At 56.0% G+C, this 12,775-nt stretch carries 12 protein-coding genes, 3 tRNA genes and 1 rRNA gene; 1 reads left to right on the forward strand and 15 read right to left on the reverse strand.

Features of this window, described 5'->3' with window-relative positions; translation table 11 throughout:
* Nucleotides 1–258: 258 nt before the first annotated feature.
* The 10 genes from ACWVX6_RS10020 to ACWVX6_RS10065 all read right to left on the reverse strand — a co-directional run bounded on the left by ACWVX6_RS10020 (nucleotide 259) and on the right by ACWVX6_RS10065 (nucleotide 7,362).
* Entirely contained in the window at nucleotides 259–1,161 is a 903-nt protein-coding gene (locus tag ACWVX6_RS10020; protein WP_118761842.1) for a DMT family transporter, read from the reverse strand.
* A gap of 66 nt (nucleotides 1,162–1,227) precedes the next feature.
* Nucleotides 1,228–1,303: transfer RNA gene (locus ACWVX6_RS10025), tRNA-Thr, on the reverse strand.
* 2 nt (nucleotides 1,304–1,305) lie between these two features.
* Nucleotides 1,306–1,381 (reverse strand) — tRNA-Trp (locus ACWVX6_RS10030).
* A 6-nt stretch (nucleotides 1,382–1,387) separates the two neighbouring features.
* Nucleotides 1,388–1,463 (reverse strand) — tRNA-Asn (locus ACWVX6_RS10035).
* Nucleotides 1,464–1,628: 165 nt separating this feature from the next.
* Nucleotides 1,629–2,894, reverse strand: coding sequence for a dihydroorotase (locus ACWVX6_RS10040; protein ID WP_118761843.1), 1,266 nt, complete (start codon nucleotides 2,892–2,894; stop codon nucleotides 1,629–1,631).
* Nucleotides 2,895–2,918: 24 nt separating this feature from the next.
* Nucleotides 2,919–4,313, reverse strand: coding sequence for an aminopeptidase (locus tag ACWVX6_RS10045; RefSeq protein ID WP_118761844.1), 1,395 nt, complete (start codon nucleotides 4,311–4,313; stop codon nucleotides 2,919–2,921).
* A 26-nt stretch (nucleotides 4,314–4,339) separates the two neighbouring features.
* A complete protein-coding gene (gene coaE / locus ACWVX6_RS10050) occupies nucleotides 4,340–4,924 on the reverse strand; it encodes a dephospho-CoA kinase (RefSeq protein WP_118761845.1) in 585 nt (194 codons plus the stop codon).
* 16 nt (nucleotides 4,925–4,940) lie between these two features.
* Nucleotides 4,941–5,873 carry a restriction endonuclease gene (locus tag ACWVX6_RS10055; RefSeq protein WP_118761846.1) on the reverse strand — a complete coding sequence of 311 codons (933 nt, stop codon included), beginning with the start codon at nucleotides 5,871–5,873 and terminating at the stop codon, nucleotides 4,941–4,943.
* Nucleotide 5,874: 1 nt separating this feature from the next.
* Entirely contained in the window at nucleotides 5,875–6,900 is a 1,026-nt protein-coding gene (locus ACWVX6_RS10060; protein WP_118761847.1) for an L-threonylcarbamoyladenylate synthase, read from the reverse strand.
* A 24-nt stretch (nucleotides 6,901–6,924) separates the two neighbouring features.
* A complete protein-coding gene (locus tag ACWVX6_RS10065; RefSeq protein WP_118761848.1) occupies nucleotides 6,925–7,362 on the reverse strand; it encodes a hypothetical protein in 438 nt (145 codons plus the stop codon).
* 111 nt (nucleotides 7,363–7,473) lie between these two features.
* On the opposite strand from ACWVX6_RS10065, the gene ACWVX6_RS10070 reads away from it, so the two are divergent.
* Nucleotides 7,474–7,866, forward strand: coding sequence for an HIRAN domain-containing protein (locus ACWVX6_RS10070; protein ID WP_455153060.1), 393 nt, complete (start codon nucleotides 7,474–7,476; stop codon nucleotides 7,864–7,866).
* Nucleotides 7,867–7,868: 2 nt separating this feature from the next.
* Here the strand turns inward: ACWVX6_RS10070 and prfA are convergent, their stop codons facing one another.
* The 5 genes from prfA to rrf form a co-directional block, all read right to left on the reverse strand.
* Entirely contained in the window at nucleotides 7,869–8,933 is a 1,065-nt protein-coding gene (gene prfA, locus ACWVX6_RS10075; RefSeq protein ID WP_455153061.1) for a peptide chain release factor 1, read from the reverse strand.
* 49 nt (nucleotides 8,934–8,982) lie between these two features.
* The gene (locus ACWVX6_RS10080) at nucleotides 8,983–9,738 is read right to left on the reverse strand and encodes a YdcF family protein (RefSeq protein WP_455153062.1); all 756 of its coding nucleotides are present in this window, start codon (nucleotides 9,736–9,738) and stop codon (nucleotides 8,983–8,985) included.
* Nucleotides 9,735–11,663: a ribosomal protection-like ABC-F family protein gene (gene abc-f / locus ACWVX6_RS10085; protein ID WP_455153063.1), complete on the reverse strand. Its 1,929-nt coding sequence runs from the start codon at nucleotides 11,661–11,663 to the stop codon at nucleotides 9,735–9,737. The genes ACWVX6_RS10080 and abc-f overlap by 4 nt, the downstream gene beginning before the upstream one ends.
* A gap of 159 nt (nucleotides 11,664–11,822) precedes the next feature.
* Nucleotides 11,823–12,467, reverse strand: a complete 645-nt coding sequence (locus ACWVX6_RS10090) for an HAD family hydrolase (RefSeq protein ID WP_118360951.1) — start codon at nucleotides 12,465–12,467, stop codon at nucleotides 11,823–11,825.
* Between the two features lie 55 nt (nucleotides 12,468–12,522).
* Nucleotides 12,523–12,639, reverse strand: a 5S ribosomal RNA gene (gene rrf / locus ACWVX6_RS10095).
* Nucleotides 12,640–12,775: the final 136 nt, after the last annotated feature.

Consider the following 12,775-nt stretch of genomic DNA (forward strand, 5'->3'; position numbering starts at 1 on the left):
GGCTGTCGAAAAACTATCGTTTTTCGAGCAGCCTCTCGATCGAAACCACGCTTTCGATCGAATGCTGAAGAAAAACCGCGTCCTCCGGACACATTTTTTCTTCCCTTGTATAAAAACCGAGGTACACAAGGTGAATTGCCGCATAGCGGCAAGAGAGGGTGGTCTGGACCACGCCCCCGGTTTTTATGAATTTGCTGCGCAAATTCTATTTTATGCGTGCTGTCGCACGCAGCACAAAATAGAAATCTGTCTTTTGCATTATACGCTCTGTTTTTTCCGTTCCGGCAGCTGTGCCAGCACGATAGCGCCAAACATCAGCACACAGCCGAAAATTTCTCGGCCGGACAGCGCCTGACCGAGAATAAGCCAGCCTGCGATAACCGAGATAACCGACTCCAGACTCATGATAAGCGATGCTACCGCCGGGTTCATGCCCTTCTGACCGACAATCTGCAGGGTATAGCCCACGCCGGACGACATCGCACCGGCATACAGAATCGGCTTCCACGCGGCAAGGATGTTCGCGAAGCTCGGCTGCTCGAAAATCAGCATGCCGATGCCCGATAAGATCGCACAGAAGAAAAACTGGATGCAGGACATCTTCACGCCGTCCACCATCGGTGAAAAATGGTCAATGACTGTGATATGGATGGAGAACAGCAGCGCACACGACAGACCGATGAGGTCGCCCATCGCGAAACCGAAGCTACCGCCCGCCATGCACAGGAAATACATGCCGAGCAGCGCCAGCGCAACACCGCACCAGTGCTTGAGTCCGCACTTGCGGCCAAACAGCATGCCGAGCAGCGGCACGATCAGAATGTAGCACGCGGTGAGGAATCCGGCCTTGCCGACTGGCGTATACAGCAGCGCGAACTGCTGGGTGATGCTGCCCGCGCACAGCGCCGTGCCGCAGCACATACCGCCGATAACGAGCGTTTTGCGGGCTTTGCGGTGCTCCTCGGGCGCTTGCTTCGGATGCGGGCCGCCGCTTTTGCCCAACACCGCGATGACCGGCAGCAGGACCAGTCCGCCGATGACGTTGCGCGCGAACACAAAGGTGAACGGGCCGACATACTGCATGCCGACGCTCTGCGCCACGAACGCCACACCCCAAATCGTGGCCGTCAGCAGCAGAAACAAAGAGTTTCGCAGCTTCATACCTGTTTTCTCCCTTATTTTGCAGAATTTTTCATAAAAAAAGAACCGCCTATAAGCGGTTCTTCATGGAGCTGCTAACCAGATTTGAACTGGTGACCTCATCCTTACCAAGGATGCACTCTACCGACTGAGCTATAGCAGCATTGGCAGGGGCAGTAGGGATCGAACCCACGGCACTCGGTTTTGGAGACCGATGCTCTACCAGCTGAGCTATACCCCTATAAAGTGGCTCCTCAAGTTGGACTCGAACCAACGACCCTGCGGTTAACAGCCGCATGCTCTACCAACTGAGCTATTGAGGAATATAAAATGCTGGTACACGCTGTTTGGATGGTTTATCGCAATCAGCTTGTATATTATAGCGCGGATACAGCTTATTTGTCAATAGATTTTGCAAAATTTTTTCGCAAGTTTTTTGCTTCCGCGCAGAATGTCAAAAAGGGACCCTCTCGGGTCCCTTTTAGGCTTTATTCGGTAACTTTCGTGCCGGTAACGATCGCCTTCGGCGAACCGGTGAGTTTTTTACCGGTATACGGTGTGTTGATTCCCTTTGATTTATACGTTTCGTATACCCTCTCAGTATCCCAGTCCAGCAGCACCAGACGGGCGAAATTGCCTGCCTGCACGGCACGGTCGGTCAAACCGTAAATCTCGGCAGGAGTCTTGCTCATGCGGTCAACAAGCTGCATCGGCGTGAGCTTGCCGGTCTGAACGAGGTAAGTATTGCACACCGAGAATGCGGTTTCCAAGCCGGTGATACCGGACGGCGCCTTTGCGAACTCGCGGGCCTTCTCCTCCGCGGTGTGCGGTGCATGGTCGGTTGCCACCATGTCGATGGTGCCGTCCGCCAGAGCCGCAATCAGCGCCTGACGGTCAGCCTCCTTGCGGAGCGGCGGATTCATGCGCGCATAAGTGCCGTGTGCCGGCACATCATCCTCGGTCAGCGACAGATGATGCGGCGTAACCTCGGCGTAAATCTTCGCGCCCATCGCCTTGCCCGCTCGAATGAGCGCGACCGACTGCGCGGACGAAACGTGCTGGAACAGCACGCGCGCACCGGTATCGAGCGCCAGCGCAATGTCACGGCCGATCATTGCAGATTCCGCGCTCGCCATTGCGCCCGGTACGCCGAAATGCTTGGCGGCCTCCGAGCCGTAGTTGACACCCGGAGACGGCACGAGTGACGGCTCCTCCTCGTGAAACGAGAGCAGCGTGCCGCGCTTGGCGGCTTCCGCCATGGCGGTGCGGCACAGCGCCGCACTCGTCAGGTTGATGCCGTCGTCGGTCAGGCACGGCGCACCCGCTTCGAGCAGTGCGTCAAAGTCGGTCAGCTCCTGCCCTTTCAGGCCCTTGGTGACCGAGCCTGCCTGCAAAACCTGCACCGGACAGTCCTTCGCCTTGTCGGTAACGTAGCGGATGATCTCGGGTGTGTCACAGGTCGGCACGGTGTTCGCCATGCAGATTACCGTGGCGTAGCCGCCCGCGGCTGCCGCCGCCGCACCGGTCAACACATCCTCTTTCTGGGTCTGACCCGGATCGCGGAAGTGCACATGGCCGTCCACAAAGCCGGGAGATACCGTCAGCCCGCTCGCGTCATACACCGTGCAGCCCGCGGGCGCGTCGATGTGCTCAGCCACCTGCGCGATAACGCCGTCGTCACCGATCAGCACATCACACAACGCATCCATCTGCGTATACGGGTCGAGAACCCGTCCGTTTTGAATCAACAGCATGGTAAAACCTCCGTTTTATCTCGTTTAATCGCGGTAGAACGCACCAAAGCCCTTGTATGCCATATACAGATCCAGCTTGGCAATGCACTCGAACGGTGCGTGCATGGAGAGCACCGGAACGCCTGCGTCTACGGTGTCAATGTTGCGGTTTGCGAGGTACATGGCAACCGTGCCGCCGCCGCCCTGGTCAACCTTGCCAAGCTGACCGGTCTGCCAGATAACACCCGCCTTGTCGAAAATGCAGCGGATGCGCGCCATCAGCTCAGCGGTTGCATCCGAGGTGCCGGACTTGCCGCGTGCGCCCGTGTACTTGACGAGTGCAAAGCCGCAGTTTGCGCGCGCATCGTTGCGCTTCTCGGAGACCTCCGGATAGTTCGGGTCAAAGGCGTTGCAGACATCGGCAGACAGGCAGACCGAGTTCTCGAAGCACTCGTCGAGCAGCACATCCTGCGCACGGCAGAGGTCAGCCATAAAGGTGTCGAACGTGCGGGACTGCATGCCGGTCACGCCGTCCGAGCCGATTTCCTCCTTGTCCACCAGCAGGCAGACGCCGGTATGTGCCGGAGTCTCGGTCAGGTCGAACAGAGAGGTTGCTGCCGGATAGGAGCAAACGCGGTCGTCGTGGCCGTACGCGCCGACAAACGAGCGGTCAAAACCGATATCGCAGGCATTGAACGCCGGAACGCAGCACAGCTCTGCAGACAGGAAATCCGCTTCGGTCATGCCGTACTCGCGGTTAAGGTGCTCCATAATGGCGAGTTTGATCTTCTCGCTGCACTTTTCGTCCACGGTTTCGCTCGGAACCGAGCCAATGAGGATGTTCAGACTCTCGCCCTTGATCACCTCGGTCGCCTTGCGCGTCATCTGCTCGGTGGCAAGGTGCGGCAGCAGGTCGGTGATAACGAACTTCGGGTCGGTCGGCTTGTCGCCTACGCGCACCTGTACGCGCTTGACCTCGCCGTTCTCGCAGACGCAGACAACGCCGCGCAGCTCGAGCGGAATTGCGGTCCACTGATACTTCTTGATGCCGCCGTAGTAGTGGGTCTTGAAGAACGCCATGCCGTTGTCCTCATACAGAGGCACGGTGCGGATGTCAACGCGCGGTGCATCGAGGTGAGCAGCAGTCAGACGCACGCCCTCGGCCAGACTCTGATTGCCGATAACAGCCAGCATAATGCCCTTGTGGCGGTTGATGCGGTAAATCTTGTCACCCGGACGAAGCGTGTCATCGCGCGTCCAGGCACGGAAGCCCTTGCTCTCAGCCATGCGGGCGATTTCCAGCACGGCGTCACGCTCGGTTTTGCTCTCGTCAAGGAATTTTTTGTAACCCTCGGCGTAGGTCTGAATGCCCTGCTTGTCCTCGTCGGTCAAACGGTCAAAGCCGGTCTTTTTGTCGTAAAAAAGCTGTTCGGAAGTCATGTTGCATTCTCCTTTTTTAATCCGAATCACTTAATGAGTTGACTGTATAAAGCATCGGTGTCCCGATAGAGTGCATCGAGATCGCCGTTGTTTTCGATGATAAAATCGCATTTTTCGCGGTAAAACGCGTCGTTCGGCTGCGCGTCAATGCGGGCGCGTGCGGCTTCATCGGACAGACCGTCCCGCTCGATGATACGGGCAACGCGCGTGTCGTGCGGCGCGAGCACAGCGACGATTTTGTCGCAGAAGTCGTCCGCACCGGCTTCAAACAGAGTCGGTGCATCGTACAGCACGACCGGGCACTCGCTCTGTGCGTGAATCGCGTCGAGAGACGCCCTGCGGATATACGGAGTGGTGATTTCGTTGAGCGTTTGCAGCTTTGCGGGGTCGGAAAACACGATTTTCGCAAGTTTCGGACGGTCAAGCGCACCGTTTGCATCAGTCACGATGCCAAAGGCGGCGTCGAGTGCGGACAGCATTTCGCGGTTCTCCGCGCAGAGCGTGCGGTAGACGGCATCCGCGTCCACCCAGCCTGCACCGAGAGCGCGCATACGCGCGGCAACCGTGCCTTTGCCGGTGCCGCTGCCGCCGGTCAAGCCGATGATTTTCATTAGTTTCACTTCCTGATTATTCTCCCTTAAAGAAGTCCGAATCTATCTTTTTTATCACATATTGTGTCTCAACCGAAACGCCAACATTATGTTCAATCATCAGATTGACCAAGCGTATCCCATCCACCAAAACAATGTTTCCTCTATTTTCAGCATATTTTTTCGCATCATCCGAAAACCGTGCTGTTGTGATAAACAATCCGTGTGCAGTCCCGCTCGGTAAGGCACCATAAAATTTTTGCAGTTCCGGGCGGCCTACTACCACCTGCGGGTCCCATCTTTTCGCTTGAATATAGATTTTACTAAAGCCCAATTTATCTTGCCGAATCACGCCATCTATGCCACCATCACGCGATTGATGGCTTATTTTGCTGAGATCTCGTTCTGAAACGCCATATCCCATTTTACCCAACAAGTATGGCACCAACCATTCAAAAAATGCCGGCGTTTGTTCCATAATCTCTTGAAGCAATTCATCGGCCAGCGATTTGTTTAGTGTATCAACTGCTTTTGTAATCAGTTCATCCGGTGCTTCATCTATCAAAGGTTGTACGTCGCTTTGGGGACTTTCACAACGTAATTCAACATTTTCATCTTGAACTTTTTCAGAATTCAGATATTCTGTAAATCCTTTATAGCGGCTTAAAACCGTATTATCTATCTTTTTCAAGCGTTTGGAAAGGAGTTTTTGCCCATCTGTTGTGATTCGGCAATAACCACGCTTCGCAGAACAAATCAACTCTGCTTTCATCAGATATGCCTTTGTCCAAGCTACTCTATTGCTGAACACAGTTCCCGGTTTGTTAGGTGCCCTCTCCGCCAATTCATCCCCTGTCAGATGACGTTTTTTAGCAATCGCATCCTGTATATCAGATAGGCTATGTATTCGATTATCTGCTAATACACGCAAAAAATCCGCATACATCTCGTCATATTTCGGAATGGCCATTTTACACCTCAATTACCGAGAATCCCGCCGCTTTCTTAATCCGGTTCGCCACTGCAAGACCGAGTCCTTCATCCGACGGACACTGCGCCCAAATCTGCGTTACCTCGGTATCATCGAACGCCCGCAGGCGGTCGAATACTTCCCTCGCCTGTGCGCCGAGATCGTCCCTCGAGCCGAAGCACTCCACAATGCAGTTCGGGAACATATCCTTGTACTCATCAAAGCACAGCACACCGGTTGCGTCACCGATACGCTCCGCAATGTACTTCGCCGTGTCCTGCGGGTTGCCGCGCACGACCGTTACGGGCGCCTTCGGCGCGTAATGCCGGTATTTCATGCCGGGCGCCGACACCTTCACGTCATCCCCGATCTTCTCGTACAGCGCGCGGTCAACATCCACCTCGCCGAGCACCGAGCGAAGCTGCTCGAGCGTGATGCCGCCCGGACGCAGCAGACGCGGACGCTCGAGCGCGAGTGTGATTACCGTGCTCTCCACGCCGACGCCGCACGCGCCGCCGTCCAATACAGCCGCAATCTTGCCGTCCATATCATGCATGACGTGCGCCGCCGTGGTTGTGGACGGTCTGCCGGACGTATTCGCGGACGGAGCCGCCAGCGGTACGCCGCTCTCCCGAATCAGCGCACGCGCCATCGGGTGCGACGGCAGGCGGATGCCCACTGTGTCCAGTCCGCACGAAACCTCGTCCGGAATGCAACCGCCTTTGGGCACGATCATGGTCAGCGGACCCGGCCAGAACGCGTCTGCAAGCTGCTTTGCCTGCGGCGGAACCGCCGGACACAGGTCGTAAATCTGCTCGAAATCCGCGATGTGGACGATCAGCGGGTTATCCTGCGGACGGCCTTTCGCGAGGAAAATTTTCTTTACCGCCTCGCCGTTCAGCGCATTCGCCGCAAGACCGTACACGGTTTCGGTCGGCATGCCGACGACCTCGCCCGCTCGAATGAGTTCTGCGGCGGTTTTTACCGCGTTTTCGTCGGTTTCCGGTGTCAAAAGAGTTGTTTTCATCAGTTTACACTTCCATTTATGGTATCAATGGTCTTTTTCTTCCACTTTGGTAACGATGCCGTTTTCCAGTGTCAGGTCGAGCGTTACCTCATCAAACGGCTGTGCAATGAGGTACGAAAGGCAGGTATCGGTGTCCGCATAGTCCGGCGTACCGAGCAGCTCACGCACCTCGTCCGCGCTCATACCGACAAGTTCGGTGCTGTTTTGCAGGTCGCTGTCCATGAAATGCCGCTGTGCCGGTGCGGTTTTCGCCCAGTTTTCCGCAGAAAACGTCTTTGGCACGCCGATACCGAGGTCAAAATAACGGTTTGCGTTCCAGATGCCGTTTCCCACAAGCAGCATCGCCAGCACGCACGAAATACACCAGTGGGCTTTCTTCGTCCTGCCCCGAAACAGCTGCACGCTCGCCGCAAGAAATACGGCGATGCCCAGAACAAGTAAAATTACACCACTTCTTAACATGAAAATCCTCCTTTTATTATAAGGGTCTATGACCCTTGTTTCCCACCAAAGAGAGGTTTATCGGACATTCACCATGCTATACTCCAATTATAAAAGAAAGGAGTGCTTCGCATGGCAAAGAACAAGAACATTTTCGTCACGATCACCGGTTTTCAGCACTATTACGGACGTGAGCCGTTCCAGATCGGCAATCTCATCCGCTGTGCCAAGGAGCCGAGCAATCCGTACGACAGCGATGCCATCCGCGCGTTTCTGCCGTACATCGGCAAGGTCGGCTACATTGCCAACAGCCCGCAGACCAAGGCCGGCGGCACGGAGAGCGCGTCGCGCATTTACGAACGCGTGCCCAAGCGGTTTTACGTCCGTGTGATGTTCACCACCTGCACCAAGATCATCTGCCGCGTAGAATTCGGCGACATGTCCGATCTGAATGCTGAGTTGGAGAGCCAGACCGAGGACAAGTGGGACGACTGGGACAATGAGGATAACGAAATCCAGTTCTAAGGCTACATTTCGCTCTGCTCTTTCAGCTTTTCCGCTGTGTCAGCCGCGATGAGTGCGTCTAAAATCTCGTCCATATCGCCGTTCAGGAACTGATCCAGCTTGTAGATGGTCAGCTTGATGCGGTGATCGGACACGCGATTCTCCGGGAAATTGTAGGTGCGGATGCGCTCCGATCGGTCGCCGGTGCCGACCTGACTTTTGCGGTCAGCGGCGATGGCGGCACGCTGCTTTTCCACCTCGGCCTCGTACAGCCGCGAACGCAGCACGGACAGCGCTTTCTCCTTGTTCTTGTGCTGGCTGCGCTCGTCCTGACACTCGACGACCGTGTTTGTCGGAATATGGGTGACACGGATGGCCGAGGAGGTCTTGTTAATGTGCTGACCGCCCGCGCCGGAGGCGCGGAACGTGTCGATGCGTAAATCCTTCGGGTCGATATAGAAGTCGAGTTCCTCCGCTTCGGGAAGAACAGCCACGGTGGTTGTCGAGGTGTGCACGCGGCCCTGACTTTCGGTCTCGGGCACACGCTGCACGCGGTGTACGCCGCTCTCGAACTTGAGCCGCGAGTACACCTTATCGCCTGCCACGCGGAACACGATCTCCTTGTAGCCGCCCAGCTCGGTCTCGGATTTGTTCATGACCTCAGTCTGCCAGCCGCGCTTGTCGGCGTACATCGTGTACATGCGGTAGAGGTCAGCGGCAAACAACGCGCTTTCCTCGCCGCCTGCACCGCCGCGAATCTCAACGTAGATATTCTTCTCGTCGTTCGGGTCCTTGGGCAGCAGCAGGATTTTCAGTTCGTCCTCCAGACGGGCAATATCGCTCTTGGCCTGCTGCAGCTCCTCCTGCGCCAGCTCCTTCATGTCCGGGTCGGACAGCATTTCGGTCGCGTCCGCAAGCGTGCGCTGTGCCTGCTCGTATTCGCGGAACGCGGTGACGATTGGCTCAAGTTCGTTGCGCTCACGCAGCAGCCTGGCCGCCCGGTCGGGGTCGTCGTATAAATCCGGCGCGGAAAGCCGCATTTCCAGCTCATCCAGCCGCGCCGCTAAGACTTTCAGTTTTTCAAACATACTCTATCTCCAAATCGTGTAAAGCACGGAAAATTCATTAAAATTGCCTTTACCAGCGTCCGGTGAACATCAATCCCATGATGGAGCAGTATTCGCGGCACCTTACCGCCATCCACTGCCCCGGATACGGCGTTTTCGCGGGAACGCCTGCGTCACCCAGACCGGCATGCGCCAGCAGGCGGCGTGCGCGGGCAAGATGATAATCATTTGTAATTACGGCAACATCTGCGCCCTCGGGCAGCAGCTTTTTTGCGTTGGCGATATTCTGGATGGTCGTGCTCGACTTGTTCTCCAGGATCAGCCGTTCTGCGTCTGCACCGTGCGCGACCATGTAATCCTGCATGGCTGCAGCCTCGGTGCGCGGCTCATCGCCGCCCTGACCGCCGCACAGGATGGCCTGACTGCCCGGATTGACGTTCAGCACCGCGATCGCCGTATCGCACCGTGCCGCCAGAGCCGCCGACGGCTGTCCGTTCGGATTGACGAGCGCACCCAGCACCAGATAGTAATCCGCCTGCGGCGCAGCTGACGGGTCATCCTCGTCGAATGCTATGCCGATTACAAACACCTGCACCGCCGCAAACGACAGCACGAACAATGCAAACAGTACGCGTCCCACGCGCGACAAAATGCGGCACGCCTTATGCTTTTCGCGTCCGCGCAGCATCAGCCATTCCCCCATACAGCCGATGGCAAGCGCCAGCAGGAAAATACCGCCGAACCGCGACGGCTTCCAGAACAGCTGCGGCACGCCAATGACAGCAAACAACACCGCAAGCCCTATCCATACCCTTTTTTCTTTCATTGCAGTTCCTCCAGCTCGGCCGCAACGGCTTCCCATTCATCCATTTTTGCGGCGAGTTTTTCGTCACAGGCTTCTTTTTCGGTCATCAGCTCGAGCAGCTTGCCGGAATCCGATGCCGCGTCCACCATCTGCTGTTCGAGGTCGGACGACTGGGTTTCCAGCTGCGAAATCTCGCGCTCGAGCGTGTTCAGCAGCTTCTGCAGATTCTTGGTGCCGCCGGTGCGCTTTGGCTTCTCAGGCGGCTTGGGCACATCGTCCAGCGTCGGCACAGCGGCCTTTTTCTTCTTGGGCGCCGGTGCAGGAGCCGCTTCCGGCAGTGCGCCGCCGCCCTTGGCTCGCCAGTCAAGGAACGCGCTGTACGAGCCGATAAAATCGGTCAGGTGACCGTTTTCGAGATACAGCACGCGGGTTGCAAAGCGCTCGACGAAGTAACGGTCATGCGAAACAAACAGCAGCGTGCCGTCGAATGCCTCAACCGCCTCCTCAATCCACTCGCGGGAGGCAAGGTCAAGGTGGTTGGTCGGCTCGTCGAGAATGAGCAGATTGAGCGGATCGTACATCAGCTCACACAGGCGCAAACGGCTTTTCTCACCGCCGGACAGCATATCTACGGTTTTCAGCTGGGTTTCACCGGTAAACTGGAACGAACCGAGCCGGTTTCGCGCCACCTGCATGGATACGTTCTTGTCGTAGATGAGCGTGTCGATGAGGTTGCGGTGCGGATTGGCAAAATACACCTGCTGCGGCAGGTACGCCGGCTTGAGTCCAACGCCCTTGCGGATGACGCCGCCATCCGGCACTTCCTCGCCGAGCAGGATTTTCAGCATAGTGGTCTTTCCGGCGCCATTTGCGCCAAGCAGCGCGACACGCTCGCGGTTACGAATGTTGAACGATACATTGTGTAATATTTCTCGTCCGTCATAACTTTTTGTAATATCACGAACCTTGAGCACTTCCTCGGTCTCGTAGTTCGGGTCACCAAACGTGACGGTCATCTTTTTGTCGGTCTTGGGCCGGTCAGTGACCTTCATACGCGCAATGCGCTTCTCGATGGACGCGGCACGCTTTGCCAGATGCTCGGTGCCGTGCTCGTGCATGGAACGCGCAGTCGCCTCCAGACGCTTTTTCTCCGCCAGCTCGTGCTCGTGGTGCTTAAGCTGCTCCTCACGGCGACGCTCACGCTCGACCGCATAGTACGAGTAATTGCCGTTGTAGAAATCGCAGGTGCAATCGTGGATTTCAATCACGCGGTCGCAGCACTGGTCGATAAACCAGCGGTCATGCGAGATAATGAGCACGGTGCCGCGGTAATTCTCCAAATAATTGCCCAACCAGTCCACAGCGTCCATGTCGAGGTGGTTCGTCGGCTCGTCAAGCAGCAGTACGTCGGTCTGCTCGAGAATGATGCGGGCAAGGTTGATACGCGTTTTTTCGCCGCCGGAGAGCAGGTCAAACTTCTGCGAGCGCATTTCCTGCGCGATTTCAAGACCGTTGCACACGCGGTTGATCTCATAATCTCGGTTGTAGCCGCCGAGGATTTCCAGCCGCGTTTCCAGCTGTGCGTAACGCTTGAGCAGCGATGCGTCATCCGGCTTGCGCGTCATTTCATCGGTCAGCGCGTCCATTGCTGCCGCAACTTCGTCGGACTCCTTGAACGCCAGACGGAGAATGTCCTCCACGGTCGATTCCGGCGGAAAATCCGGCATCTGGTCAATGACACCGGCGGTTCGTCCCTGTCCGAACGCAACGTGTCCGCCGTCATACGACAGCCGGTCGGTCAAAATATTAAGCAAAGTGGTCTTTCCGGCGCCGTTTGCGCCTAAAATAGCAACCTTTTCGCCCGGCTGAATGTCGAACGAGATGTCCTTGAGGATCAGGCGGTCACCATAATATTTGGTCAGGTTTTGTACGGTAATATCTGCCACGGAGAGAACTCCTTTCAATGCACTTTTATTCAGCTTATATTATAGCACAATGTGCCCCATAATAGGAGAGAAAACCTGCATAATTTGCAGATTTTTGCGCGGTTTTCTCTGCCCGAAAACGCAAAAAAGCTGTCTCAAAAGACAGCTTTTTATGGAAATTCAGAGCAGCAGCGGCAGCAGTTCCTCCGCACGGTCGACTACATGCTTCGCGCCTGCGTCCTCCAGCTCCTCTCGGCCGCCAAAGCCGAACGTCACGCCGATGCAGTCAATACCGCATTGCTTCGCACCTTCCACATCGTGCAGGCGGTCACCGACCAGCACAGCCTGTGACAGATCCTGCACCTGCAAACGGTCGAGCGCCTGCTGTGTGACCTGTGCCTTTGTGCCGATCGTGCCATCCAGCGTTGCACCGGAAACCACGGTGAAATACTGCGCAATATCAAAGTATTTGACGATTTTATCAATGAAAAACGCCGGTTTGGACGATGCGGTAGACAGAGTCTTTCCGGCGTCCGTCAGGGTCTTCAGCAACTCCGGAATTCCGTTGTAGAGCATGTTCTCCTTCCAACCGATCACGCCGAATCGCTCACGGTAGAACTCGATTGCCTGCTTTGCCTCGGCGTCATCGAAGCCGTAGCTGCGGCGGAATTCGTCGTACAGTGGCGGACCGATAAAGCGCTCCAGCGGCTTGAGCTCCGGCTCGTGGATGCCCATTTTATCCAGCGCATACTGCACCGATTTGGTGATGCCCTCGCGGGAATCGGTGAGCGTACCGTCTAAATCAAATAAAATATACTGATACATCGGCGTTTTCCTCTCAGTAGTATAGAAAAAGCAGCAACTTTCGTTGCTGCTTAGATGTAGGCGTTGAGTTATCTTCCCGGGCCGTCGCCAGCCAAGTATTGTCACCGTAAACGAGCTTAACTACTGTGTTCGGAATGGGAACAGGTGTACCCTCGTCACCATTAACACCTACTTTTGAAGATTTACACCCTCAAAACTGAACAATCCTACTCGCAAGCTATCTTTCGAGGTTACCTAACATTTAAGGTCAAGCCCTCGGCCTATTAGTATCAGTCCGCTCCATACATTACTGCACTTCCACTCCTGAC

The sequence above is a fragment of the Butyricicoccus sp. genome (genome assembly GCF_977037065.1).